This is a genomic window from Streptomyces bugieae, assembly GCF_036352915.1.
GTDB classification, from domain to species: domain Bacteria; phylum Actinomycetota; class Actinomycetes; order Streptomycetales; family Streptomycetaceae; genus Streptomyces; species Streptomyces endophytica.
This window is the reverse complement of record NZ_JAZBJP010000029.1, coordinates 21,965-45,197: the sequence shown is the minus strand read 5'-3', so window position 1 is coordinate 45,197 and position 23,233 is coordinate 21,965. Positions and strand designations below refer to the sequence as shown.

The following is a 23,233-nucleotide window of genomic DNA, read 5'->3' as shown; positions in this document are numbered from 1 at the left end:
CGGCGAGGTGGGGGCGAGGCGCTGACGCACGGTCCGTTTCACGTGAAACGTCACCAGCTGGTCCGGGTCCGATCCGGATCGTGTAACGAGGGGCACTTCCGTCACAGGGGAGCGGAAGTGCCCCTCGCATGCGCATGTCCGCTGTGCTGGAATGCGGGATGTGCCTGGCAATCAGAACGACGCCACTCATCCCCGACGTAAGCCACTGGCCCCCCTTCCCGACGAACTCTCCGGCCCTGCCCGTGACTTCGTCACCGCCCTGCGCCGTATACACGGCGAACTCGGCTACAGCCTCAAGGAGTTGGAGGGCCGGCTACCGGCCAGCCGCTCGTCCCTCTCTCGCTATCTGCGGGGCCAGGGGCTGCCCGATGAACGGCTGCTGGTCCAGTGGTGCAAGCTCTCCTTCACCGGCGAGGACCGGCTGCCCGCTCTCGTCGATCTACTGCACCGGGCCCAGGAGGCAGCGGACTCGGGCCCCGAGACCGCACGGGAAGTGGGCGGGACGGACGAGCCGCCGGACCAGGAGACGGAGCAGGGGGCGCGGGGACGGCGTCGGCTGCCGCTGGTGCTCGCCGCGCTCGGGACGGCCGCGGTGCTGGCCGGTGCCGCGGTGGCCATTCCGGCGCTGACCGGCCAGGACCGGGCGTCGAACGGCCCCCCGCACGACAGCGCGGGTGCAGGCGGAGTGCAGGGATCGGAGACCTCGGCGAAGGGGACCGGGTCCGCCCGGATCACCGTCAACAACGTCGAACGCGCCTGCCAGCACCCCCGCACCGAGAACTGTGCGCTCGGCCTGGCCCGTGACCCCTACCAGGTCTACCGGCGCGCCAACGTCGTGGCGCACGTCTGGCACGGCGACGTGCTGCACGCGGTGTGCCGGATCGCCGACGGTGTGACGGTCACCGACGAGATGGGCGGGCACAGCAGCATCTGGTTCCGGGTCGATCAGGACGGCACTCGGATGTGGGCTCCGGGGATTCGCATCCGCCCGGAACAGCTCGAAAACACCACATTGCCGACCTGTCCGGAAGGATCCTGACCCTGCTCCTCCGAACCGCGACTCCGCCGCTGTCGCTGACCTGCGGCAATGACGCTCCGGCCGGAGCCGCCGCGATGCCGCCCTGGAAGATCGAACCGCAATCGATATCGTGGCCGTGCCATGACAGACACACCTCGCTGACCGTAGCGACCCACTGGGGGACTCCACCCATGACCGCACCCCGCTCCCGCCGCCGCTCCGCCGCGTACGCCGCGCTGGCCCTCGGGCTGGCCGGTTCGCTCGCGCTGACCGGCTGCAACAGCCACTCCTCGAAGAAGTCGAAGAAGACCTCCTCCTCGTCCTCCAAGAGCAAGAAGCGCAAGATCATCGGCGGTGGTGCGGCCGCGGCGGGCGCGGGAGCCGGGGCGGCGTCGCGCCGGGTGACGGGCTGCTGGCCCAGCACCTACCGGGTCACGTTCTCCCAGCAGACCGGCCCGAAAAGCCATGTCACGGTGAAGTTCAAGAACACCACCAGCAACACCTGCCGGCTGTACAACGGCCCGCAGCTGCGCTTCAACAACGCCAAGGCGCCGCTGCCGCTGAGGACGGGCGACCCCGGTGTCCTGGGCGGCCCGACCGTCGACGTGCCCGCCAAGGGCTACGCGTACGCGGTCATCCCGACCAACACGCCGGCCAGCAAGGGCACCGAGCAGAAGTCGGTGACCATCGACTTCATGGGTTCCTCCGCGGATTCCACCACCCGCGGGCCGGTCACCCTGAACTTCGCGGAGAAGCGGCTGCACATCTCCGTCGGCCAGAGCAAGGTCACCAACTGGTCGCGCAGCGTCCACGGGGCCGAAGTGATGGCCGGCGTCGGGGACTGACCCGGCACCACCACCGCCGCGGCCGCACTTGCTTGGCCCGGGCCCCGTCAACGGGCCCGGGCGCCGGTGGCTATGCGGCGTCCAGCCCCGCCAGCACCAGCCCGAGCCGGGCCACGCCGTCCTCGGTGACGGTCACCGGAACGCCCCAGTCCTGCTGGTGGACGTGGCAGGCGGGGTACTCGATGTCGGGGGCGTCGTCGCAGGACGCGGCCATCGCCGAGACGTGCAGCACGCCTTCGGTCACGCCGTCCGCGAGCACCAGTTCCCGGCTGAGGTCGGTGCCGGCGCCCGCACCGTCGGCGAGCAGCTCCGGCGGGGTCGCGCTGACCAGCAGCCGGGTCGACGGGCCGTAGCGGGTGTCGAGCTTCTGGCCCGCCGGGGCCTGGAAGACCACATCGAGCCGGAGCGCGCCCGGCGCCACCTCGGTGGCCGCGCGCTGGGTGCGGTGCGCCACCGCCTCCACCCGGACCGCCTCCTCGGGCAGCCGCAGCCGGGTCAGCCGGTGCCGCGCGGACTCGACGACCACGATGTCGTCATCGACGAGTACCGCGGCGGACGGCTCGCGCAGGTCCGTCGCCAGCGTCGTCACCTCACCGCTCGCCGGGTCGTAGCGGCGCAGCGCGTGGTTGTAGGTGTCGGCGATCGCGACCGATCCGTCGGGCAGCGCGGTGACGCCCAACGGGTGCTGGAGCAGCGCCTGGTCCGCGGCACCGTCGCGGTGGCCGAAGTCGAAGAGACCGGTGCCGACGGCCGTACGGATGACGTATCCGTCCTCCGCGGGCTCGACCCAGCGGACCGCGCTGGTCTCCGAGTCCGCGATCCACAGCCGGTCGCCGGCGGCGGCGAGCCCGGACGGCTGGGCGAACCAGGCCTCGGCGGCGGGGCCGTCCACCAGGCCCTCGTTCGTCGTGCCGGCGGCCACCTCGACCGTGCCGGTGGCCGGGTCGTACGTCCACAGCTGGTGCACACCGGCCATCGCGATCCACAGCCGGTCCTGCCACCAGGCGATGTCCCACGGCGAGGAGAGCGCCACCTCGCGCGCCGGTCCGGACGTCGGGGAGCCCTGCCACCACTGCTTGCCGGTCCCGGCCACCGTCTCCAGCGTGCCGCCGACGGGGTCGAAGACGCGCAGGGCGTGGTTGACGGTGTCCGCGACGGCGACCTTGCCGTCGGGCAGCAGGGCCAGGCCCTGCGGTTCGTTGAAGGTGTCCGGGGTCAGACCGCGCTCACCGCTGCCGATCCGGCGCAGCACCTGCTCGCCGTCCGCGGCGAGCTCGACGAGCTGGTGGCGGGTGGTGTCGGAGACCAGGAAGCTGCCGCCGGGCAGCCGGACCGCCTTGCCGGGGAAGCGCAGGTCGGTGGCGACCGGCTCCGGCGGTACGTACGGGCCGTCCCCGCGCCGCAGGGTGCCCTTCGCCTCGTGCTCCGCCTCCAGCTCCTCGACGAGCGTGGCGATGGCGTGCGCATGGCCCTCGCCGGCGTGCTGGGCGACGACGTACCCCTCGGGGTCGATCACCACCAGCGTCGGCCAGGCCCGGACCGCGTACTGCTTCCACGTGGTGAGCTCGGGGTCGTCGAGGACCGGGTGCTCGACGCCGTACCGCTCGACGGCGTCCACGACGGCCTGGTGCTCGGCCTCGTGCACGAACTTAGGGGAGTGCACACCGATGATCACGACCGTGTCGCGGTGCTTCTCCTCCAGCTCCCGCAGCTCGTCCAGGACGTGCAGGCAGTTCACACAGCAGAACGTCCAGAAATCCAGGACGACGATGCGTCCTCGCAGGTCAGAGAGGGTCAGATCCTTGTTGCCGGTGTTCAGCCAGCCGCCCTTGCCGATCAGCTCGGGGGCCCGGACGCGCGCACGTGAAGCCATGTGGACATTCAACGTCACTCAGGTGCGTGCGCATTCCGCAGGGGCGTCGGGGAACAGGTCAGCCATGCAGCCCTCACCCGCGGCGCAGCCGCCGCACTCCGGCACCTTCCTCGTCCGCGACCGGATCTTCGGGATCGGCGACGACTACTGGATCGACGACGAGCACGGCCGCCATGCCTTCCTCGTGGACGGCAAGGCGCTCCGACTGCGGGAGACCTTCGAGCTGAAGGACACCGAAGGCCGGGTGCTGATCACCATCCGGAAGAAGATGCTGGCCCTGCGCGACACGATGACGATCGAGCGGGACGACGAGCCGCTGGCCACCATCCGCCGCAAGCGGCTCTCGTTGCTGCGCAACCACTACCGCGTGGAGCTGGCGGACGGCACCGTGCTGGACGTCAGCGGCAAGATCCTGGACCGGGAGTTCGCCGTCGAGTACGAGGGCGAACTGCTCGCCGACATCTCGCGGCGCTGGCTGACCGTGCGCGACACGTATGCGGTCAAGGTCGTACGGGACGACGCGGATCCGGCGCTGCTGATCGCCGTCGCGGTGTGTGTGATCCGGCTGGCCGAGCGGGAGCGCGGCGTGGGCTGAGCGGCGGGCGCCCGGAACACCGCGCCGGAACCCGCTGCGGTCGCGGGACATCGTCCTACGATGGTCCCCCGAAAGCACTGCCGGGGTGCCCGTGCGCAGCGGTAACTTAACTGCACAGACAGCAGCCCGCGTACGAACCGTCCGAGGGGTCCCGTGACCGTCCATCCCAGCCTTCAGTCCTCCATCGATGCCTGGACGCACTCCATAGAAGCGATAACCGAGCTGGTGACGCCGCTCGTCGAAGGCGAGTGGAACCGGGCGACGTGCCTGCCAGGATGGTCAGTTCGCGATGTGGTCTCCCACATCATCGGCCTGGAATGCGAAATGCTGGGCGATCCGCGGCCGATCCACACGCTGCCGCGCGACCTCTACCACGTCCGCAGCGAGTCGGCGCGCCGCATGGAGGTGCAGGTCGACGTCCGCCGGCACCACACCGCGCCGGAAATGCTCAGCGAACTCGAATACACCGTCATCCGCCGTTCCCGGCAGCTGCGCAACGAGTCCCGCCAGCCCGACGCGGTGGTGCGCAGCCCGCTCGACGAGGACCGGACGCTGGAATTCGTGCTCCAGCAGCGGGCGTTCGACGTCTGGGCGCATGAGCAGGACCTGCGCCGGGCGCTCGGCAAGCCCGGCAATCTCGACTCCCCCGGCGCGCAGATGACCCGCGATCTGCTGGTCAAGGTGCTGCCCGGCATCGTCTCCAAGAGGGCCCAGGCACCCGCCGGTTCGGTGGTGGTCTTCGACGTCAGCGGTCCGCTCGAGTTCCTGCGTACGGTCCGGATCGACAACGAGGGCAATGCCACCATCGACGGCAGCGTCTCGCTCGGCCCGACGGTGACGCTCGCCCTGGACTGGGACACCTTCCACCAGCTGGCCTGCGGCCGGGTCCGCCCGGCGGCGGTCGCCGAGCAGATCAAGATCGATGGTGACCAGGAGCTGGCCGAGGCGATCCTGGACAACTTCGCGGTCACGCCGTAGCGAAGTCGGGCCGGCGGACCACGACGCGTCGGCCGGCCCCCGTTTCACGTGAAACTTCCGCGCCGTTTCACGTGAAACAACGCCGCTCAGGCCGGAACGTGCACCGCCTCGACGCGGCTGACGACCAGCCGCTCGCGCTCGCGGCGGGCGGCCCGGCGGCGCAGTCGCAGGATCTGGGAGACACCGACCGCTTCGAGGACGAAGACCGAGGCGAAGGCGATCCGGTAGTTGTCGCCGGTCGCGTCCAGCAGGACGCCGATCGCGAGCAGGGTCGTCATCGACGCGGTGAAGCCGCCCATGTTGACGATGCCGGAGGCGGTGCCCTGACGCTCGGGCGGATTGGCGGGCCGGGCGAAGTCGAAGCCGATCATCGACGCCGGGCCGCAGGCGCCCAGCACCGCGCAGAGCGCGATCAGCAGCCCCATGGGCGCATGGTCGGCCGGCCAGCTCAGCACGCTCGCCCAGAGCAGCGCGGTGGCGCCGACCGTGCCCAGCGCCAGCGGCATGCGGGCGGCGTGATGGCGGGCGATGATCTGGCCGTAGACCAGCCCCACGGCCATGTTGGAGAGCACCACCAGGGTGAGCAGTTCACCGGCGGTGCCGCGGGACAGGCCCTGCGCCTCGACGAGGAACGGCAGGCCCCACAGCAGCAGGAACACCATGGCCGGGAACTGGGTGGTGAAGTGCACCCACATGCCCAGCCGGGTGCCGGGCTCTCGCCAGGCGTCCGCGATCTGCCGCCGCACGAACCCGGCGCCGGTGTGCCCGGCCGCGGCCGGCGGCGGCTCGAAGCCCTCGGGGTGGTCCTTGAGGAAGGCCAGCAGCACGATCAGCACGACGATGCCGCCGGCCGCGCTGGCGGCGAAGGTCGGGGTCCAGCCGAAGGTGTGCAGGAAGCGGGCGAGGACGAGGGTGGAGACCAGGTTGCCGGCCATTCCGACCAGTGCGGCGATCTGGGCGATCATCGGGCCGCGCCGGGCCGGGAACCAGCGCGAACCCAGCCGCAGCACGCTGATGAAGGTCATCGCGTCCCCGCAGCCCAGCAGCGCGCGCGAGCCGAGCGCCATGGGGTACGAGGCGGACAGCGCGAAGCCGAACTGGCCGAGGGTGTAGAGGACGACGCCGAGGGTCAGCACCTTCTTGGCGCCGAGCCGGTCGACCAGCAGGCCGACCGGGATCTGCATCCCCGCGTACACCAGCAACTGGAGGATGGAGAAGGTCGACAGCGCCGAGGCGTTGATGTGGAAGCGTTCGGCGGCGTCCAGCCCGGCCACGCCCAGGCTCGTGCGGTAGGTGATCGCGACGAAGTAGACGGCGACGCCGATGCCCCAGACCGCCATCGCCCGGGGGCCGCCGGGCGGGTCGAAGGGCAGCAGCCGGGCGCCGCCGCCTATGCCGGAGCGGGCGGAACCGCCGCCCACGGCGCCCGGTCCCGAGCCGGAGCCGCCATCTATGGAGCCGTCCGGTCCGCCGGTGTCACCGCTCATCGCACCTCTCCCTGGGCGAGGTTGCGGACCCAGCTGACGTGCCGGTGCACGACGTCGGTCGCGGCTTCCGCGTCACCGGCCCGCAGCGCGTCGAGGATCTCGGCGTGCTCGGCGATGTTCTTGGCGATCCGGTCGGGGTGGGCGTGCATCACCGCGACGCCCATCCGCAGCTGGCGGTCGCGCAGCTGCTCGTAGAGCCGGTCCAGGATCTGGTTTCCGGCGCTGCGCACGATGGCGGCGTGGAAGGCCCGGTCGGTGACGGACACGGCGGCCAGGTCACCGGACGACGCCTGCTCGCGCATGGTGTCCAGCAGTTCGGTCAGCTCGGTGAGCAACGGCTCGCTCGCGGGCACCGCCTTGGCGGCGGCGTGCTTCTCCACCAGCAGCCGGGTCTCGACCACGTCGGCGATCTCCTGTGCGGAGACCGGCAGCACCATGGCGCCCTTCTTCGGGTAGAGCTTGATCAGCCCCTCGACCTCCAGGCGCAGCAGCGCCTCGCGCACGGGCGTCCGGGACACGCCCACCGCGTCGGCCAGCTCGCCTTCGGTGAGCAGCATGCCGCCCTCGTAGTGGCGCTGCAGGACGGCGTCCTTGACGTGCGCATAGACCCGCTCGGCGGCGGGCGGTTGTTTGGCGGCGGATTCTCTGGCGGGCGCGGTGGGCGTGGACGCTGAGGGCATGCGCACAGGATAGATACAACAGGTATGCGTCCGAAACGTGATTCCGCGATGCGGACGACCGGTGGGGGCGGACGATGACGGTGCGGCCCGCGCGCCGTACGTCAGCCCGGCATTCGCCCCTGGGCCACCAGACGGTCCACGACCTGGGAGTGGGCGGGGGCGCAGCGCTCGCGGGCCTCCCGGCGGTCGAACCAGGCGTACTCGGCGATCTCCCGGCCCGGCACCGGCACGATGTCCTGCGGCCCACCGGTGAAGCAGGTCATGTGCAGCCGACGGCCGTTCTGGCCGTGCGCGACGTCATGGATGACGAACGCCTCCGTCAGGGTCCCGGCGGGGACGTCCAGGCCGAGCTCCTCGGACAGCTCCCGCGACAGCGCCTCACGGGCGGACTCCCCGGGCTCGTACTTCCCGCCGGGGAGGTAGAACGTGTCCTTGCCGCGCGTGCGGACGCTCAGCAGCCGGCCCTCCCGCACATGCAGCCAGCTCACCGACTGCAGCGGCGCCGCCCGCTCCAGCACCAGCAGCGGATGGCCGGTCTCCTCGTCCATCCGCCGCCCCCGCTCGGTGAAGCCCAGGTGCGCACCGAAGCGGCGGGCGCGGGCATTGCCCTCGAAGACCTCCAGGGTCAGCGCGCCGTACCGCGCCGCCGCGTGCTCCACCAACTGCCGCCCGACGCCGTCCCCTTGGGCCTCCGGCGCGACGAACAGCCCGCCGATCTCACCGCCGGGGAGCAGGCCGAGCAGCCCGATGACGGTGCCCGCCCGTTCGGCGACCCAGTTCTCGGCCCGGACGAGATACACCTCGCGGAGGATCCGCGCGCGCTCGCCCCCGCCCTCCCCCTCGATGAACGGATGCGCCCGGCGCACGGCCCGTGACCAGAGATCCACGACAACGTCCTGGTCAGCGTCCCGGTACCGGCGGATGATCACGTCGCTGCTCATTCCGCCGACCGTAAGCGGCCCGTCCGGCGACGGCAAACCCTTTCCCGGCCCCTGTCACAAGGGGGACCACAGGCGGACGGCGGGTCCACCTCAGGTCTGACCCGAGTCCGTACCTGGCGCGTATGGAGCGGCCCGGATTCCGTGGGTGAATGGAGGCATGGAGCCGGGGAGGCTCCGGAATTCAAGGGGAGTTGACCATGCAGTCCAGGACGAACGCCGGCCGTCGTGCGCGGAACACCGTCGTACTGGCATTGATCGTCGCCGGTCTGTGGGCGGGGGTCGCGCTGACCCGCGGCGCGGCACACGCCGATGAGTCCGGCCCGACCGGGCCGGTGGCGCACTTCAGCCGCGCCGTGGAGCTCATCCGCGGCTGACCGGCCCTACGACCGAACCGGGTGCGGCCCGCCGCGGTAGGTGCCGAAGGACCAGCGGTTGCCCTCGGGGTCGCGGGCGCTGAAGCCCCGTGAGCCGTAGTCGGTGTCGGCCAATTCATCGGTGATCTCCGCACCGGCGGCCCGGGCGCGGGCACACAGCGCGTCGGGCCGGCCGGTGACCACATAGGCGCCGGAGGCCCCCGGCCGCAGCCCGCAGGGGTCGTCGTCCGCCTCTCGGACGGAACCGAGCATGATGCCGCCGCCCTCGGGCCAGCAGAGCTCGGCGTGCTCGACCCGTTCGCCGTCGCCGTGGACCGCGGTGACTTCAAAGCCGAACGCCTCGGTCAGGAACCGGATCAGGGCGCGGGCGTCCCGGGCCCGGAGCACCGGCCACACCTGTGGCGCGGGCACCGACGCGGAATCCTGCGCGGACGTGGTGGCATCGGATGTGGACTTCGGCATGAGCGCCGTTCCTCCTCGGTCGGTACGGCGGCCCCGGGTGAGCCGCCGCCCTCAGCCTTCCGTGCGGCCGTCCGCCGGGGCTTGGACGTTTCGGAACTCCTCGGCGAGCCACCGGCTGGGTGGACAGCCGGCCAGCGAGCGGAACTCCCGGGCGAGGTGCGCCTGGTCGAAGTAGCCGCAGTCGGCGGCCAGTTCGGCGAGCAGCGGGGGCGAGCCGGTACGGGCCGCGGCGCCCAGCCGCCGTCGTGCGCGGTCGAAACGGATGACCCGGGCGGCGGTCTTGGGCGTCAGACCGGTTTCCTGCCGGAAGCGGGCGGTCAGATGGCGGGCGCTCCAGCCGATGTCGGCGGCGAGCGCCGCGACCGGCACGGCGCCCCGGGAGGCGGTCAAGAGCTGCCAGGCGCGGGCGACCTCGGGCGCCGGGGCGGGCCCCGCACCACCCGGCTCCCGGTCCAGCCACCGCAGCAGATGGGCGTCCAGCAGGGCGAACCGCTCCGGCCAGCCTGCGGCCTCACGCAGCCGCTCGGCGACGTCCCGGCCCCGGGGCCCGAGCACCGCCTCCGCGGGGAGATCCCTACCGGCCAGCTCACCGGCCGGCACGCCCAGCAGCGCCCGGGCGCCCAGCGGGTGCAGAGCGAGCTGGATGCCGGACTGGCGGCCCTGATGGGTGATCAGCGCGGGGCGGGTGTGCAGTCCGCCGAGGAGGGTGGCGTAGCTGCCGGGAGCCTGGCCGGGGTCAGGGTGGCCGGCCAGGGTGAGCGGTTCGTCGAGGGTGAAGATCAGCGTCAGCCGGGGCGAGGGGAGCCCGCGGTGCAGGGCGGGCGGGACCCCGGCCTGCCGGTATGCGGCGTAGGAGCTGACGTACGGCCGGAGCGCGGGCGCCGGCCGGGCGATCAGCTGCTCGTCAACGGCACCGGACGGGACGGCGCCCGACGCGCCCCTGACATGAGGGCGGGCCGGTCGGGCGAGGGCCGGGGCCGGCGTTTCACGTGAAACACCGGCCCCGGCCCCAGGCGTCGTTTCACGTGAAACGACGCCCTGGCCCGACCGGCCCCGCATCCCGGGTCAGCCCCAGGTGATCAGCCGCTTCGGCCGCTCCAGCACCGCCGCGATATCCGCGAGCAGCTTGGAGCCCAGCTCACCATCGATGAGACGGTGGTCGAAGGACAGCGCGAGGGTGGTGACCTGGCGCGCCTTCACCTTGCCCTTGTGCACCCAGGGCTGGAGCTTGATCGCACCGACGGCGAGGATCGCCGACTCCCCGGGGTTGAGGATCGGCGTACCGGAGTCGACGCCGAAGACACCGACGTTGGTGATGGTGACGGTGCCCCCGCTCATGGCCGCCGGAGAGGTCTTGCCCTCGCGGGCGGTGGCGACCAAATCGCCCAGTTCCTCGGCGAGTTGGGGGAGCGTCTTGGACCCGGCGTCCTTGATGTTGGGGACGATCAGCCCGCGGGGGGTGGCCGCCGCGATGCCGAGGTTCACGTAGTCCTTGTAGACGATCTCCTGGTTCGCCTCGTCCCAGGACGCGTTGACCTCCGGGTGCCGCTTGAGGGCGACCAGGAGGGCCTTGGCGACGATCAGCAGCGGGTTGACCCGCAGGCCGGCCATGTCCGGGTCCTGCTTCAGCTCCTGGACGAGCTTCATCGTGCGGGTCACGTCGACGGTGATGAACTCCGTGACGTGCGGCGCGGTGAAGGCGCTGGCCACCATCGCCTGCGCGGTGGCCTTGCGTACGCCCTTGACCGGCACCCGCCGCTCGCGGGCCGCGGCGTCCACGACACCGGTCACCACGGGAGCGGCGGCCGGTGCGGCGGGAGCCTCCGCGGCCGGTGCCTGCGCTGCCGCCGGGGCGGCGGCCGCGTGCACGTCCTCGCGGGTGATGATGCCGTCCGGCCCGGTCGGGGAGACGGTCGCCAGGTCGATGCCGAGGTCCTTGGCGAGCTTGCGCACCGGCGGCTTGGCCAGCGGCCGCCCGGCGGTCCCGGCGCCCACGGGCCGGGCGTCCGGCGTCACCGTTGCGACCGGCTGCGGTGCGACGGGAGCGGCCGGCTGCGCCGCGGGCCGTCCGTTCAGCTCGGCCTGGAGCGCGGCCTTCACCGGCTCCGGCTGCGACGGCACACCGGCCTGCGGCTTGCGCGCCCGGCGCTTGGTCGAGGACGGCGCGGCGCCGTAGCCGACCAGTACCGCCTGGCGGCCCTGCGGCTCGGCGTCCTCCTCGGCCGGAGCGGCCTCCTGCGGCGCGCTCCCGGTCGCGGGGGCCTCGGCCGGTCCCGCGCCCGGGTCGGTGTCCACCGCGATGATGGCGGTGCCGACGTCGACGGTGACGCCCTCGCCGAAGCGCAGCTCGTGCACCACCCCGGTGTAGGGAATGGGCAGTTCGACGGCGGCCTTGGCGGTTTCGACCTCACACACGACCTGGCCGTCGGTGACGGTGTCACCGGGCTGGACGTACCACTTGAGGATCTCGGCCTCGGTGAGCCCCTCGCCCACGTCGGGCATCTTGAACTCGCGGAAGCGCTGGGCCTTGGCGGTGCCTGTAGTCATGGTCACGAACTCTCCTCAAACCCTCAGTACGCCAGCGCACGATCGACGGCGTCGAGCACCCGGTCCAGTCCCGGAAGGTACTCGTCCTCCAGCCGGGAGGGCGGGTACGGGGAGTGGAAGCCGCCGACGCGCAGGACCGGGGCCTCCAGGTGGTAGAAGCACCGTTCGGTGATCCGGGCGGCGATCTCCGCGCCCGCGCCGAAGAACACCGGCGCCTCGTGGACGACGACCAGGCGCCCGGTCTTCTGCACCGACGACTGCAGGGTGTCGAAGTCGATCGGGGAGAGCGAGCGCAGGTCGACGACCTCGACCGACTTGCCCTCCTCGGCCGCGACCTTGGCGACGTCCAGGCAGACCTTCACCATCGGGCCGTAGGCGGCCAGTGTCAGGTCCGAGCCGCTCTGGGTGACCCGGGCCTTGTGCAGCGGGTCCGGGATCGACTCGGTGTCCAGCCGCGACTTGTCGTGGTAGCGCCGCTTGGGTTCGAAGTAGATGACCGGGTCGTCGCCCGCGATGGCCTGCTGGAGCATCCAGTAGGCGTCGGAGGAGTTCGAGGGAGTGACGATCTTGAGGCCCGCGACGTGCGCGAACAGCGCCTCGGGGGACTCGGAGTGGTGCTCGACCGCACCGATGCCGCCCGCGTACGGGATGCGGATGACGACCGGCACCTTGACCTTGCCCAGCGCGCGGGCGTGCATCTTGGCGAGCTGGGTGACGATCTGGTCGTAGGCGGGGAAGACGAAGCCGTCGAACTGGATCTCGACGACCGGGCGGTAGCCGCGCAGTGCCAGGCCGATCGCGGTGCCGACGATGCCCGACTCGGCGAGCGGGGTGTCGATCACCCGGTCCTCGCCGAAGTCCTTCTGCAGTCCGTCGGTGACCCGGAAGACGCCGCCGAGCTTGCCGACGTCCTCGCCCATGACGAGGACCTTGGGGTCGGCCTCCATGGAGGCCCGGAGCGAAGCGTTGATCGCCTTGGCGATGGTGATCTTCTCGTGGACGGCCATGGTCAGTTCCCCTCCGCCAGGACATCGGCATCGACGAACGACGCCTGGTACGCGGCGAACTGCGCGCGCTCCTCATCGACGAGCGCGTGCCCGTCGGCATAGACATTCTCGAAGATCGCCATGTGGTCCGGGTCGGGCATGGCGCGGACGGCCTCGCGGACCCGCACGCCCAGGGCCTCGCTCTCCTCGTCGATGGTCGCGAGGTACGCCTCGTCGACCAGGCCCTCGGCCTCCAGGTACGTCCGCAGCCGCAGGATCGGGTCCTTGGCCTCCCAGGCCACCCGCTCCTCGTCCCCGCGGTAGCGCGTCGGGTCGTCGGAGGTGGTGTGCGCGCCCATCCGGTACGTGAACGCCTCGATCAGCATCGGGCCCTGGCCGGTGCGAGCCCGCTCCAGCGCCGCCTTGGTCACCGCGAGACAGGCCAGCACGTCGTTGCCGTCGACCCGTACGCCGGGGAATCCGTAGCCGCGGGCGCGCTGGTAGAGCGGCACCCGGGTCTGCTTCTCGGTGGGTTCGGAAATGGCCCACTGATTGTTCTGGCAGAAGAACACGACGGGGGCGTTGTACACCGCGGAGAACGTGAAGGATTCCGCGACATCGCCCTGGCTGGAGGCACCGTCACCGAAATACGCGATGACCGCGGAATCCGCGCCGTCCTTCTGGACACCCATCGCATAGCCGGTCGCGTGCAGCGTCTGCGAACCGATCACGATGGTGTAGAGGTGGAAGTTGTTGCTGTTCGGGTCCCAGCCGCCGTGATTGACACCGCGGAACATGCCCAGCAGATTCGTCGGGTCGACTCCGCGGCACCACGCCACACCGTGCTCGCGGTACGTCGGGAAGACGTAGTCGTCGTCGCGCAGCGCGCGTCCGGAACCGATCTGAGCGGCCTCCTGGCCCAGCAGCGAGGCCCACAGGCCCAGCTCGCCCTGGCGCTGGAGGGTGGTCGCCTCGGCGTCGAACTTCCGCGTCAGCACCATGTCGCGGTAGAGGCCGCGCAGTTCTTCGGGGGAAAGGTCGATGGCGTAGTCGGGGTGCTCGACCCGCTTCCCTTCCGGGGTCAGCAGTTGTACGAGCTGATCCTGCTCCGCCTGGTCGGGCCGGCCGTTGGTACGGGCCTTGGCCGGGGACGCCTTCTTGGCAGGCGTCGCCTTCTTGGCGGTGGTGCGCTTGCTGCTGCCGCGGGTGTTTTTCCGCTGCGCAGTGCCTTCCACGGTCACGTGCTGCTCCTCCGTCTGTCCGGCCCCCGGGGTCCGCCGGTGGCCGTATTGCGGCTCACCCGGTATCCGATACGGCGCACGGGGTGTGTGCGAACGCGGCCGGATCCGGGTGGAACAAAGCTCCCGGACAGTGGCCTGCTCATTGCACGTTACCCATTGTCAAAGCCGAAGTGGAAACGGCGCTGACCTGCGATTTTGCTTGGATTTCCAAGTAAAATCGCAAAGGCTGGAACAACTCCTGGTCACAGCGTTGCAGGCCGCCGGGACAACGGCACGTTATATCGGTGACCTGGAGCACGGGAAGACTTGATGTGTGAGACTGAGCCCGTGCCCGAAGACGGAAAAATCACGGTATTCCTACTCGATGACCATGAAGTCGTCCGCCGCGGCGTCCACGAAATGCTCGCGGTCGAGGCGGACATCGAGGTGGTCGGCGAGGCCGGCACCGCCGCAGATGCCCTGGTCAGGATCCCTGCGACGCGTCCCGACGTGGCCGTGCTGGACGTCCGGCTGCCGGACGGCAGCGGGGTCGAGGTCTGCCGGGAGATCCGTTCGCAGAATCCGGACATCAAGTGCCTGATGCTCACCTCGTTCGCGGACGACGAGGCGCTCTTCGACGCGATCATGGCCGGTGCGTCCGGTTATGTCCTCAAGGCCATCCGGGGGAACGAACTGCTCTCCGCCGTACGCGACGTGGCCGCCGGCAAGTCGCTGCTCGACCCCGTGGCCACCGCCCGCGTACTGGAGCGGCTGCGCGACGGCAACGCCACCAAGGAGGACGACCGGCTGGCGAGCCTGACCGAGCAGGAGCGCAAGATCCTCGACCTGATCGGCGAGGGCATGACCAACCGCGCCATCGGGGAACGGCTCCACCTCGCCGAGAAGACCATCAAGAACTACGTCTCCAGCCTGCTCTCCAAGCTCGGCATGGAGCGCCGCTCCCAGGCCGCCGCCTATGTGGCGCGCCGGCAGGCGGAGCGCCGCTGACCGACGGGTCACGGGGCGGCCGCTTCGGCCCCGCCCACCACGGCCGCCACCCGGGTCGTGGCGATTCAGGACCATCGTCCCGTTTGTTCCAGGCTGCTGGACCCTGTTGACGGGCCCTCCCGACCGGCAGGGTGGGACCATGCCCACCGACCACCACCGTGCCATCGAGCTGCTCGGCCGCACCCCCTACGGGCGGGTCTCGGCCAGTCGGCGGGCGCTGCCCTTCACCACCGTCACCCGGCACCTCGTCCTGGACGACGGACGGCTGATCCTGCGGCTGCACCGCGGCTACGGCTACCACGGGGCGCTGGACGGGAGCGTCGTCGCGTACGAGGCCGACAACGTCGGCAGCGGGGCGCCGGACACCTGGTCCGTGCAGTTCACCGGCACCGCCCGGCTGACCCTCCCGGATGCCGCCGCGCGGGAGCACTTCGGCCGCACGCCCCGGCTGGCCGACGGGGTGCCCTTCGATCCCGTCTTCCTGCGCGTGGAGCCGGAGTTCGTCACCCTGCACCACCTCACCGAGGTGCCGGCCTTCGGCCTCGCTCACTCTGCGTGAGGCTTTCCGATACCCCCACCCGCACAGGTGTAGTTGATCTAACATCTGGCGCGTGCTGCGCTCATCTGTAGTCCGGACGGCGGCGACGCCCGACAAAGACGCCCTCGGATCCCTGCTCCGCCACTACACCGGCGCCGGCGCGCCGCTGTCCTGCGAACCCGTCGCCGAGGGCCTGCTCAACCACGGCTACTTCCTCGCCACCACCCGCGGCCGCTACTTCCTCAAGCACCACCTCGACGGCGACCTGGCCGCGATCACCCGCCAGCACCGCGCCACCCGGCGGCTCGCCGCGCTCGGCCTGCCGGTCGCCCCGCCCGTCGCCGACGCCGACGGCCGCACCGTCACCGTCCTCGACGGCCGCTGCTACGCCCTGCACCCGTGGGTCGAGGGGCGGCACCTGAGCGGGGCCGCGCTGACCGCCGGGCAGTCCCGCCGGCTCGGCGCCCTGCTCGGGCTCGTGCACACCGCACTGGCACAGGTCATGGCGGACGAACCGCATCCGCCCCGGCCGCCCTTCGCGGACGCCGGCGCCGACCCCGAGCGGACCTTCGAGACCATCGACGAGCTGCTGGACCTGGCCCGCTGCGCCCGCCCGCGCACCAGCTTCGACGAGCTCGCCGAGCACCGGCTGCTGGAGCGCCGGACCCTCCTGGAGCGGCAGGCGCACCGGCGCCCCGCCCCCGGCGCGGAACCCGCCGCCGGCTGGGTGCACGGCGACTTCCACCCGCTGAACGTGCTCTACCGCGGCACCGAGCCGACCGCGATCGTCGACTGGGACCGGCTGGGCGTCCAGCCCCGCGCCGAGGAGGCGGTGCGCGCCGCCGCGATCTTCTTCGTACGTCCCTGCGGCACCCTGGACCTGGCCAAGGTCGCGGCATACGCCGGTGCCTACCGCAGCGCCTGCGGAGCCGGCGCCGACGAACTCGCCGCGGCCGCCCACCGGGTGTGGTGGGAGCGGCTGAACGACTTCTGGATGCTCACCTGGCGCTACCAGCTCGGCGACCGCCGCACCGATCCGCAATTCCCGGCGGCGGCCGCCCTGGCGGTGTGGTGGACCCGCGAATACCGCGCGGTGCGCGACGCGTTCACCCGCTGACCCGGACCCACGTGGGGCGGGTCAGCCGCCGGTCGTGCCCAGCGTGGTGCCGCTGTCCGCGCCCGAGGACGCCCCGCTGTCCGCCCCGGCCGTCGAGCCGCCGTCGGCCGTACCGCCGTCCGCGGTGCCACCGTCGGCCGTCCCGCCGTCCGCGGTGCCACCGTCGGCCGTGCCACCGGTGGTGTCGGTGGGCGGCTCGGTGGTCGGCTCCTCGGTCGTCGGCGGCTGCGAGGTCGGCGGCGCGGACGTCTCCGGGGTGCTCGGCTGCGTCGTCGGCGGCGGGGTGTACGAACCGCCGTCGCCGCCGGTGCCGCCCGGCTGGGTCTCCGGAGTGGTCGGCTCCTCGGTCGTCGGCTCGCTCGTCTCCTTGTGCTTCTTCGGCGTCGGCGACTGCGAGGCGGGCGTCTCGTGCTTCCGGCCCGGGTCCTTGGTGTTCTGCAGCGCGAAGGCCACACCGACCGCGATGGCGATCAGCGCGAGCGCCGCGATCAGCAAGAACTTGCCGCGGCCGCCCCTGGCCGGGCGGGGCCCGCCCTCGAAGCCGCCGTCGTCCTCGCGCATCCCGTGCGTGAGGATCGGCTGCGCCGTGGTCTGGCCGGCGTCCGGATGCGGCAGCGCGGTGGTCGCGGCGGTCCCCATGGAAGGGGTGTGACCGCCCTCGTGCATGACGACCGGACCGGTGTTCCAGGTGCCGGTGTGCCCACCCTGCTCCTGCAGCATCTGCAGCGAGTACTGGACCAGCCCGCGCATCTCCTCGGCGGTCTGGAACCGGTCGTCGGGGTCCTTGGCCAGCGCCCGCATGACCAGGCCGTCCAGCTCCGGCGGCACACCCTCGGCGACCTCGGAGGCCGGCACCGGCATGTCCTGGACGTGCTGGTAGACGACCGAGAGCGGGGTCTCACCGGTGAACGGCGGCCGCAGGGTGAGGAGTTCGTAGAGCAGGCAGCCGGTGGCGTAGAGGTCGGAACGGGTGTCGACGGTCTTGCCGAGCGCCTGCTCCGGGGAGAGGTACTGGGGCGTACCCATGACCATGCCGGTCTGGGTCATGGTGGACTGCGCGCCGTGCAGGGCACGGGCGATGCCGAAGTCCATGACCTTCACGGCGCCGCTGTTCGTGATGATCACGTTCGCGGGCTTGATGTCACGGTGCACGATGCCGTGCTGGTGGCTGTAGGCCAGTGCCTCCAGCACGCCCGAGACGATGATCAGCGCCTGGTCCGGCGGCGGGGCGTCGGCGTTCAGCAGCAGATCACGGATGGTGTGGCCCTCGACCAGCTCCATCACGATGTACGGCACGGTGTTGCCGCCGACCAGGTCCTCGCCGGAGTCGTAGACCGCGACCACCGCGTGGTGGTTCAGCCCGGCCACGGACTGTGCCTCGCGGGTGAAGCGGGCCTTGGACACCGGGTCCTCGGCGAGGTCGGCACGCAGCAGCTTCACGGCCACGGTCCGGCCGAGGCGCACGTCCTCGGCGGCGAACACCTCCGCCATACCGCCGCGCCCGAGGCGCCGCGTGAGCCGGTACCGGCCGTCGCCGACCAGGCCGCCGTTGCCCCACATCTCCGGTGCCTCGGGGACATGGGAGCCGGTGGCCTCAGGATCGGACGGGCCCTGGGGGCTCTGCGTCGGTGCCATCGGTCCTCGCCGTCGAATCGATCCGCCCGAGAGCGGTAAGGTCATCGGTCTTCGCTAGAGCACGCTACAGGTTCCGCGACACCCACCGGTCCGTCGTGGACCGGCCATCAAACCCGCCGTTCGCCTGACATCGCAAGTTCACCCCCGGTGATTGAGGGTGCCGAACGTCTCAGGTCCGTGACCGGATCTTGCACATCTGGTCACGGAACGGGCACACAGCTTGACGTGTCCGGGCCCTGGGGCACACTTGGCTGCGGAATTCCAGATTTTGATCGCTATAACGTACGGGTAGTGCGCCGTGCGCCTAGGGGGAAGCGGAACGATGAGCCAGGACGGCGCTCAGGGCCAATTCGAGGGCCGTTCGGTCGGCGGAGGACGTTACCAGCTTCGTGATCTTCTCGGGGCCGGCGGAATGGCATCCGTGCACCTCGCGCACGACACCGTGCTCGACCGCGACGTCGCGATCAAGACACTGCACACCGAGCTCGGTCGCGAGCAGGCCTTCCGCGAGCGCTTCCGCCGCGAGGCGCAGTCAGTGGCGAAGCTCACGCACACCAATATCGTCTCGGTCTTCGACTCCGGCGAGGACGAGCTCGACGGCGGCATGGTGCCGTACATCGTCATGGAGTACGTCGCGGGCCAGCCGCTGCGCTCCGACCTCGACACCGACATCGCCCAGCACGGCGCGATGCCGACCGAGAAGGCCCTGAAGATCACCGCCGATGTGCTCGCGGCGCTGGAAGTCAGCCACGAGATGGGCCTGGTCCACCGCGACATCAAGCCCGGCAACGTCATGCTGAACAAGCGCGGCGTCGTCAAGGTCATGGACTTCGGCATCGCCCGTGCCATGCAGTCCGGCGTGACGTCCATGACCCAGACCGGCATGGTGGTCGGCACCCCGCAGTACCTCTCCCCCGAGCAGGCGCTGGGCCGCGGCGTGGACGCCCGCTCCGACCTGTACTCCGTCGGCATCATGCTCTTCGAGCTGCTGACCGGCCAGCTGCCGTTCGACGCGGACTCCCCGCTCGCGATCGCCTACGCGCACGTCCAGGAAGAGCCGCCGGTCCCGTCGAGCATCAACCGCTCGCTGCCGCCGGCCGTGGACGCGCTGGTGGCCCGGGCGCTGAAGAAGAACCCCAACGAACGGTTCCCGACCGCCGAGGCGATGCGGGACGAGTGTCTGCGGATCGCCGGGTCGGGGCAGTCCGGCGCCACCCCGCTGATCATCGGCGAGGGCCCGCGGGCGCGCACCAGCGGCTCCTCGGTGTCCTCCGCGGTCTTCCCCACCGCCTCCGGAAACCCGCACACGCCGGCCCCGCCGAACGTCCAGCAGCCCTACCAGCCGACGCAGGCGGCCGGCTTCGGCCCGCAGACGCCTCCGCCGCCGAACAACGCCTACCCGACGCCGGCCCCCGGTCCGATTCCCGGCCCGGCGCCGTTCAACGCGGGCGGTTACCAGGCTCCGCCGGCGTACACCCCGCCCCCGCCGCCGGTCACCGCCTCGATGCCGTCGGCCGGTGGGCCCGGCGGGCGGAAGAACAACACCCCGGTGATCGTGGTCTCGGCGATCGTCGGTGTCGTCGTGGTCACCGCGATAGCCATCGGCATCGGCCTGAGCGCCGGTTCCTCCGACGACAACGGCGGCGACGTCACGCCGTCCTCCTACTCGGCTTCGCCCAGCGAGAGCATCCGCCCCGAGGACAAGACGGCGACGATCCTGACGTCCGAGTGCACCAACCCGACCAAGAGCTACGCCGACAAGGGCAAGATCCTCTTCCCGTCGTTCCGGTTCAAGAACCTGGACTCGGTGAAGGAGTGCATCAAGGCGGCCGGCTGGAAGTACAAGATCGTCAAGGAAGAGGACAGCTCGATCTGGGGCAAGAACACCGTCACGGATCAGTCCCCGGCCGCCATCAGCTGGTGGTACCCGACCAAGGACGCCACGATCGAGCTGACCATCTCCACCGGTCGCAGCGGCTGACGGTCGCACCGCATACAGAAGGGGCCGGCACGCATCCCGCGTGCCGGCCCCTCGTGCATACGGTCAGAGGTACGGACCCGAGCGGGCTCCGCCGTGGCCGGGCTTGCCCTCGTCGCCCTCCGTGGGCAGGACACCGGGCGGCAGGGCACGGCGCATCGACTCCAGCTGGGCACGGGCGGCCATCTGCTGGGCGAACAGCGCGGTCTGAATGCCGTGGAACAGGCCCTCCAGCCAGCCCACCAGCTGCGCCTGGGCGATCCGCAGCTCCGCCTCCGTCGGCACCGACTCATCGGTGAACGGCAGCGACAGCCGCTCCAGCTCCTCCACCAGTTCGGGGGCCAGCCCGTCCTCCAGCTCCTTCACCGAGCTGGCGTGGATCTCCTTGAGCCGGACCCGGCTGGCCTCGTCGAGAGGAGCCGCCTTCACCTCTTCCAGCAGCTGCTTGATCATGCTGCCGATGCGCATGACCTTCGCAGGCTGTTCGACCATGTCCGTCACCGGGACCTCGCGGGGCTCCTCGCCGTCGTCCCCGCCACCGGAGCCGGCGCTGCCGAGCGCCATGCCGTCCGGGCCGACAACCAGGACGTGCGGGTTCTCCTGCGACCGTTCGTTCATCGGCATATCCATGCCGCCATTCTCTCGTACGAGGGCTTCTCGACGGTGGTGCCCCCAGGAGAACGTGATCCACCTTTCCGGGGGACCCGAGCTCCGGTGTTTCACGTGAAACCACGGATTCTCGCCGTTTCACGTGAAACCACGCCAACCACTCCCACCGTTTCACGTGAAACAAACGGGAGCGTTTCACGTGAAACGGTGTTGCACGCTTCCTCGTTTCACGTGAAACGAGGAACGCGGAAGCAACGGCCTCAGCGGCGGCGCAGCCGCAGACCCAGGAACGCCAGGCCCAGGCCGGTCAGCGCCAGGCCCGCGCCCATCGGCAGCACCCGCTCGACCGGGGCCGCCGGGGCCTCCAGGGCGTACGGGCGGGCGGTGTCCCCGTCCCCGTCCGCGGTGCCCGTGGTCGCGTCCTCGGGGACGGTGGGCGACGGGAGCGGCGGCAGCGTTTCGTACGAGCGGTGGCTGCGCCGTTCCGCCGTATTGACGCGGTGCGACGGCGTGGAGTGCGGGGGTGCGGCGTCGGATGCGGCCTCCGCCGGTGCGTGCCGCTTCACAGGATCGCGACGGCCGGGCAGCGGGTGGCCGCGGTCGGCGTCGGGCGGACCGCCCGGCCCGGGCTTCCGGAAGTGGCCGTGACCCGCGAAATCCGCGCTGCCGGGGCCGTCCCCGTGGAAACCCGGACCGAACGGGTGCGGGTGGTGGTGCCACCGGCCGTGCCAGCGGCCCGGGTGGTGGTGCGGCATCCGGCGCGGATAGCCCGCCATGTCGTACGGGAAGCCGGGGAAGCCGTCCGGGAACTCGCGGAAGCGGGCCGGAGCCCCCGGGTGGCCGGCGTGGCGCCGGCCCGGCGCGAACGGCTCGTCGACCTGCGGTAGATCGCTCACGAAGTCCTCGGCGGCGAAGGCATCGGCCCCGAGCATCTCGGGCCGCAGCTCCTCCGGCACGTCGTCGTCCGGCGAATCGCCCGGCCGGACGAGCTGCGGTGAACGGTCCACCGGCGTGGCCTGCCGGTCCGCGGCCGCCGCGGGGGCGGCTCCCACCGGAACGGGCAGGACGACGGCGGCGACCAACAGACTGCTGGCAATGCGCGAACGGAAACCTGGAGCGACCACAGTGCCCCTCCCGTGCCGAGCCGTCGGGTGACCAGCCCAGCGTCACATGTGATCAGATGCACGGCATCTTGGGACTGTCCGCCGGGTTATCCGCCGACGTCCCGGGAGGGGCGATCCGGAAGGCCGCAGCGCGGCCGGTTCAGACGGTCAGCACGACCTTGCCGACGTGCACACTCGCGTCCACGACACGGTGCGCCTCCGCGGCCTCGGACATCGGGAGCGTACGGTCCACGATCGCCCGGACCTGGCCGTTGCCGATCAGCGGCCAGACGTGCTCGCGTACGGCGGCGACGATGGCCGCCTTCTCGCTGAGCGGGCGGGCACGCAACCCGGCTCCGGTGATCGCGGCGCGCTTGGCCATCAGCGCGGCGAGGTTCAGCTCCGCCTTCACCCCGCCCTGCAGCCCGATGATCGCAAGTCGGCCGCTGACCGCCAGCGCCTTCACGTTCCGCTGCAGGTACTTCGCGCCGATGATGTCGAGGATGACGTCCGCGCCCTTGCCGTCGGTGGCCTTGCGGATCTCCTGGACGAAGTCCTGCTCACGGTAGTCGATCAGGATGTCCGCACCGAGCTCCGCGCAGCGGGCCAGCTTCTCGGGGCCGCCCGCGGTGACCGCGACCCGTGCCCCGACCGCCTTGGCGAGCTGGATCGCCATCGTGCCGATGCCGCTCGCGCCGCCGTGGACCAGCAGCGTCTCGCCGGGCCGCAGGTGGGCGATCATGAAGACGTTCGACCAGACCGTGCAGGTCACCTCGGGCAGCGCGGCGGCCGTGACCAGGTCCAGGCCGGGCGGCAGCGGCAGCACCTGCCCGGCCGGCACCACGACCTTCTCCGCGTAGCCGCCGCCCGCCAGCAGCGCACACACCTCATCGCCGACAGCCCAGCCGTGCACACCCGGGCCGACCGCGCTGATCCGCCCCGAGCACTCCAACCCCGGGTACGGCGAGGCTCCGGGCGGCGGGTCGTAGAAGCCCTGCCGCTGGAGCAGGTCGGCGCGGTTCACGGCGCTGGCCGCGACCTCGATCAGGACCTCGCCCTCGCCGGGCTGCGGGTCGGGCACATCCGTCCAGACAAGTGCTTCGGGGCCACCGGGCTCCGGGATAGTGATCGCTCGCATGGGCGCGAGGCTACTCGCCGTCCGCAGGCAGAGCGACGGCACGGGGGCCGCCGGCCACGGACGCGTCGTCACATCACCCCGGCCCGACCTGGGTCAAGGGC

At 71.4% G+C, this 23,233-nt stretch carries 22 protein-coding genes; 9 read left to right on the top strand and 13 right to left on the bottom strand.

All coding sequences use genetic code 11. The features are described 5' to 3' along the window. Positions 1-151: 151 nt before the first annotated feature. Both V2J85_RS31065 and V2J85_RS31060 read left to right on the top strand, forming a co-directional pair. Positions 152-1,039, top strand: a complete 888-nt coding sequence (locus tag V2J85_RS31065; RefSeq protein WP_261956769.1) for a helix-turn-helix domain-containing protein — start codon at positions 152-154, stop codon at positions 1,037-1,039. A gap of 170 nt (positions 1,040-1,209) precedes the next feature. Next, the gene (locus V2J85_RS31060; protein WP_261956768.1) at positions 1,210-1,863 is read left to right on the top strand and encodes a DUF4232 domain-containing protein; all 654 of its coding nucleotides are present in this window, start codon (positions 1,210-1,212) and stop codon (positions 1,861-1,863) included. A 70-nt stretch (positions 1,864-1,933) separates the two neighbouring features. Here V2J85_RS31060 and V2J85_RS31055 read toward each other — a convergent pair whose 3' ends face one another. Beyond that, positions 1,934-3,736: an NHL domain-containing thioredoxin family protein gene (locus V2J85_RS31055; RefSeq protein WP_261956767.1), complete on the bottom strand. Its 1,803-nt coding sequence runs from the start codon at positions 3,734-3,736 to the stop codon at positions 1,934-1,936. A 64-nt stretch (positions 3,737-3,800) separates the two neighbouring features. Between V2J85_RS31055 and V2J85_RS31050 the strand changes: the two genes are divergently transcribed. Continuing rightward, entirely contained in the window at positions 3,801-4,331 is a 531-nt protein-coding gene (locus V2J85_RS31050; RefSeq protein ID WP_261956766.1) for an LURP-one-related/scramblase family protein, read from the top strand. A gap of 153 nt (positions 4,332-4,484) precedes the next feature. Further along, positions 4,485-5,309, top strand: a complete 825-nt coding sequence (locus V2J85_RS31045; RefSeq protein WP_261956765.1) for a maleylpyruvate isomerase family mycothiol-dependent enzyme — start codon at positions 4,485-4,487, stop codon at positions 5,307-5,309. A gap of 86 nt (positions 5,310-5,395) precedes the next feature. Here V2J85_RS31045 and V2J85_RS31040 read toward each other — a convergent pair whose 3' ends face one another. From V2J85_RS31040 to V2J85_RS31030, 3 genes are all read right to left on the bottom strand, one after another. Next, entirely contained in the window at positions 5,396-6,649 is a 1,254-nt protein-coding gene (locus V2J85_RS31040) for an MFS transporter (protein ID WP_261957535.1), read from the bottom strand. Positions 6,650-6,792: 143 nt separating this feature from the next. Beyond that, entirely contained in the window at positions 6,793-7,476 is a 684-nt protein-coding gene (locus V2J85_RS31035) for a GntR family transcriptional regulator (RefSeq protein ID WP_261956764.1), read from the bottom strand. Positions 7,477-7,577: 101 nt separating this feature from the next. Then, positions 7,578-8,417, bottom strand: coding sequence for a GNAT family N-acetyltransferase (locus tag V2J85_RS31030; protein ID WP_330823440.1), 840 nt, complete (start codon positions 8,415-8,417; stop codon positions 7,578-7,580). 197 nt (positions 8,418-8,614) lie between these two features. Here V2J85_RS31030 and V2J85_RS31025 point away from each other — a divergent pair, with 197 nt between their 5' ends. Then, positions 8,615-8,791: a hypothetical protein gene (locus V2J85_RS31025; protein ID WP_261956762.1), complete on the top strand. Its 177-nt coding sequence runs from the start codon at positions 8,615-8,617 to the stop codon at positions 8,789-8,791. A gap of 6 nt (positions 8,792-8,797) precedes the next feature. Here V2J85_RS31025 and V2J85_RS31020 read toward each other — a convergent pair whose 3' ends face one another. From V2J85_RS31020 to pdhA, 5 genes are read right to left on the bottom strand one after another with little or no spacing between them, the layout of a single operon-like run. Further along, the gene (locus tag V2J85_RS31020; protein ID WP_330823438.1) at positions 8,798-9,253 is read right to left on the bottom strand and encodes a VOC family protein; all 456 of its coding nucleotides are present in this window, start codon (positions 9,251-9,253) and stop codon (positions 8,798-8,800) included. Between the two features lie 51 nt (positions 9,254-9,304). Then, positions 9,305-10,312 carry a helix-turn-helix domain-containing protein gene (locus tag V2J85_RS31015; protein ID WP_330823437.1) on the bottom strand — a complete coding sequence of 336 codons (1,008 nt, stop codon included), beginning with the start codon at positions 10,310-10,312 and terminating at the stop codon, positions 9,305-9,307. Between the two features lie 6 nt (positions 10,313-10,318). Then, positions 10,319-11,800: a dihydrolipoamide acetyltransferase family protein gene (locus V2J85_RS31010; protein ID WP_261956759.1), complete on the bottom strand. Its 1,482-nt coding sequence runs from the start codon at positions 11,798-11,800 to the stop codon at positions 10,319-10,321. Between the two features lie 23 nt (positions 11,801-11,823). Then, positions 11,824-12,807: an alpha-ketoacid dehydrogenase subunit beta gene (locus V2J85_RS31005; RefSeq protein WP_265361946.1), complete on the bottom strand. Its 984-nt coding sequence runs from the start codon at positions 12,805-12,807 to the stop codon at positions 11,824-11,826. Between the two features lie 2 nt (positions 12,808-12,809). Further along, positions 12,810-14,027: a pyruvate dehydrogenase (acetyl-transferring) E1 component subunit alpha gene (gene pdhA, locus V2J85_RS31000; RefSeq protein WP_261956757.1), complete on the bottom strand. Its 1,218-nt coding sequence runs from the start codon at positions 14,025-14,027 to the stop codon at positions 12,810-12,812. Between the two features lie 327 nt (positions 14,028-14,354). Here pdhA and V2J85_RS30995 point away from each other — a divergent pair, with 327 nt between their 5' ends. The 3 genes from V2J85_RS30995 (at position 14,355) to V2J85_RS30985 (ending at position 16,669) form a co-directional block, all read left to right on the top strand. Next, the gene (locus tag V2J85_RS30995) at positions 14,355-15,014 is read left to right on the top strand and encodes a response regulator transcription factor (RefSeq protein ID WP_330823435.1); all 660 of its coding nucleotides are present in this window, start codon (positions 14,355-14,357) and stop codon (positions 15,012-15,014) included. Between the two features lie 139 nt (positions 15,015-15,153). Further along, the gene (locus V2J85_RS30990; protein ID WP_261956755.1) at positions 15,154-15,573 is read left to right on the top strand and encodes a pyridoxamine 5'-phosphate oxidase family protein; all 420 of its coding nucleotides are present in this window, start codon (positions 15,154-15,156) and stop codon (positions 15,571-15,573) included. Between the two features lie 52 nt (positions 15,574-15,625). Further along, entirely contained in the window at positions 15,626-16,669 is a 1,044-nt protein-coding gene (locus tag V2J85_RS30985) for a phosphotransferase (RefSeq protein WP_261956754.1), read from the top strand. Positions 16,670-16,690: 21 nt separating this feature from the next. Here the strand turns inward: V2J85_RS30985 and V2J85_RS30980 are convergent, their stop codons facing one another. Continuing rightward, a complete protein-coding gene (locus V2J85_RS30980; RefSeq protein ID WP_261956753.1) occupies positions 16,691-18,304 on the bottom strand; it encodes a protein kinase domain-containing protein in 1,614 nt (537 codons plus the stop codon). A gap of 322 nt (positions 18,305-18,626) precedes the next feature. Here V2J85_RS30980 and V2J85_RS30975 point away from each other — a divergent pair, with 322 nt between their 5' ends. Beyond that, entirely contained in the window at positions 18,627-20,285 is a 1,659-nt protein-coding gene (locus tag V2J85_RS30975; RefSeq protein ID WP_261956752.1) for a Stk1 family PASTA domain-containing Ser/Thr kinase, read from the top strand. Positions 20,286-20,348: 63 nt separating this feature from the next. Here V2J85_RS30975 and V2J85_RS30970 read toward each other — a convergent pair whose 3' ends face one another. From V2J85_RS30970 to V2J85_RS30960, 3 genes are all read right to left on the bottom strand, one after another. Next, positions 20,349-20,912: a bacterial proteasome activator family protein gene (locus tag V2J85_RS30970; protein ID WP_261956751.1), complete on the bottom strand. Its 564-nt coding sequence runs from the start codon at positions 20,910-20,912 to the stop codon at positions 20,349-20,351. A 239-nt stretch (positions 20,913-21,151) separates the two neighbouring features. Then, positions 21,152-22,015, bottom strand: coding sequence for a hypothetical protein (locus V2J85_RS30965; protein WP_261956750.1), 864 nt, complete (start codon positions 22,013-22,015; stop codon positions 21,152-21,154). A 139-nt stretch (positions 22,016-22,154) separates the two neighbouring features. Beyond that, positions 22,155-23,132, bottom strand: a complete 978-nt coding sequence (locus tag V2J85_RS30960) for an NAD(P)H-quinone oxidoreductase (protein ID WP_261956749.1) — start codon at positions 23,130-23,132, stop codon at positions 22,155-22,157. Positions 23,133-23,233: the final 101 nt, after the last annotated feature.

Bases quoted from the DNA above. Each gene is read 5' to 3' on its own strand.
- V2J85_RS31065 (WP_261956769.1), top strand. From the start codon at position 152: ATGCGGGATGTGCCTGGCAATCAGAACGACGCCACTCATCCCCGACGT.
- V2J85_RS31060 (WP_261956768.1), top strand. From the start codon at position 1,210: ATGACCGCACCCCGCTCCCGCCGCCGCTCCGCCGCGTACGCCGCGCTG.
- V2J85_RS31055 (WP_261956767.1), bottom strand. From the start codon at position 3,736: ATGGCTTCACGTGCGCGCGTCCGGGCCCCCGAGCTGATCGGCAAGGGC.
- V2J85_RS31050 (WP_261956766.1), top strand. From the start codon at position 3,801: ATGCAGCCCTCACCCGCGGCGCAGCCGCCGCACTCCGGCACCTTCCTC.
- V2J85_RS31040 (WP_261957535.1), bottom strand. From the start codon at position 6,649: ATGGCGGTCTGGGGCATCGGCGTCGCCGTCTACTTCGTCGCGATCACC.
- V2J85_RS31035 (WP_261956764.1), bottom strand. From the start codon at position 7,476: ATGCCCTCAGCGTCCACGCCCACCGCGCCCGCCAGAGAATCCGCCGCC.
- V2J85_RS31030 (WP_330823440.1), bottom strand. From the start codon at position 8,417: ATGAGCAGCGACGTGATCATCCGCCGGTACCGGGACGCTGACCAGGAC.
- V2J85_RS31025 (WP_261956762.1), top strand. From the start codon at position 8,615: ATGCAGTCCAGGACGAACGCCGGCCGTCGTGCGCGGAACACCGTCGTA.
- V2J85_RS31020 (WP_330823438.1), bottom strand. From the start codon at position 9,253: ATGCCGAAGTCCACATCCGATGCCACCACGTCCGCGCAGGATTCCGCG.
- V2J85_RS31015 (WP_330823437.1), bottom strand. From the start codon at position 10,312: ATGCGGGGCCGGTCGGGCCAGGGCGTCGTTTCACGTGAAACGACGCCT.
- V2J85_RS31010 (WP_261956759.1), bottom strand. From the start codon at position 11,800: ATGACTACAGGCACCGCCAAGGCCCAGCGCTTCCGCGAGTTCAAGATG.
- V2J85_RS31005 (WP_265361946.1), bottom strand. From the start codon at position 12,807: ATGGCCGTCCACGAGAAGATCACCATCGCCAAGGCGATCAACGCTTCG.
- V2J85_RS30990 (WP_261956755.1), top strand. From the start codon at position 15,154: ATGCCCACCGACCACCACCGTGCCATCGAGCTGCTCGGCCGCACCCCC.
- V2J85_RS30980 (WP_261956753.1), bottom strand. From the start codon at position 18,304: ATGGCACCGACGCAGAGCCCCCAGGGCCCGTCCGATCCTGAGGCCACC.
- V2J85_RS30975 (WP_261956752.1), top strand. From the start codon at position 18,627: ATGAGCCAGGACGGCGCTCAGGGCCAATTCGAGGGCCGTTCGGTCGGC.
- V2J85_RS30970 (WP_261956751.1), bottom strand. From the start codon at position 20,912: ATGGATATGCCGATGAACGAACGGTCGCAGGAGAACCCGCACGTCCTG.
- V2J85_RS30960 (WP_261956749.1), bottom strand. From the start codon at position 23,132: ATGCGAGCGATCACTATCCCGGAGCCCGGTGGCCCCGAAGCACTTGTC.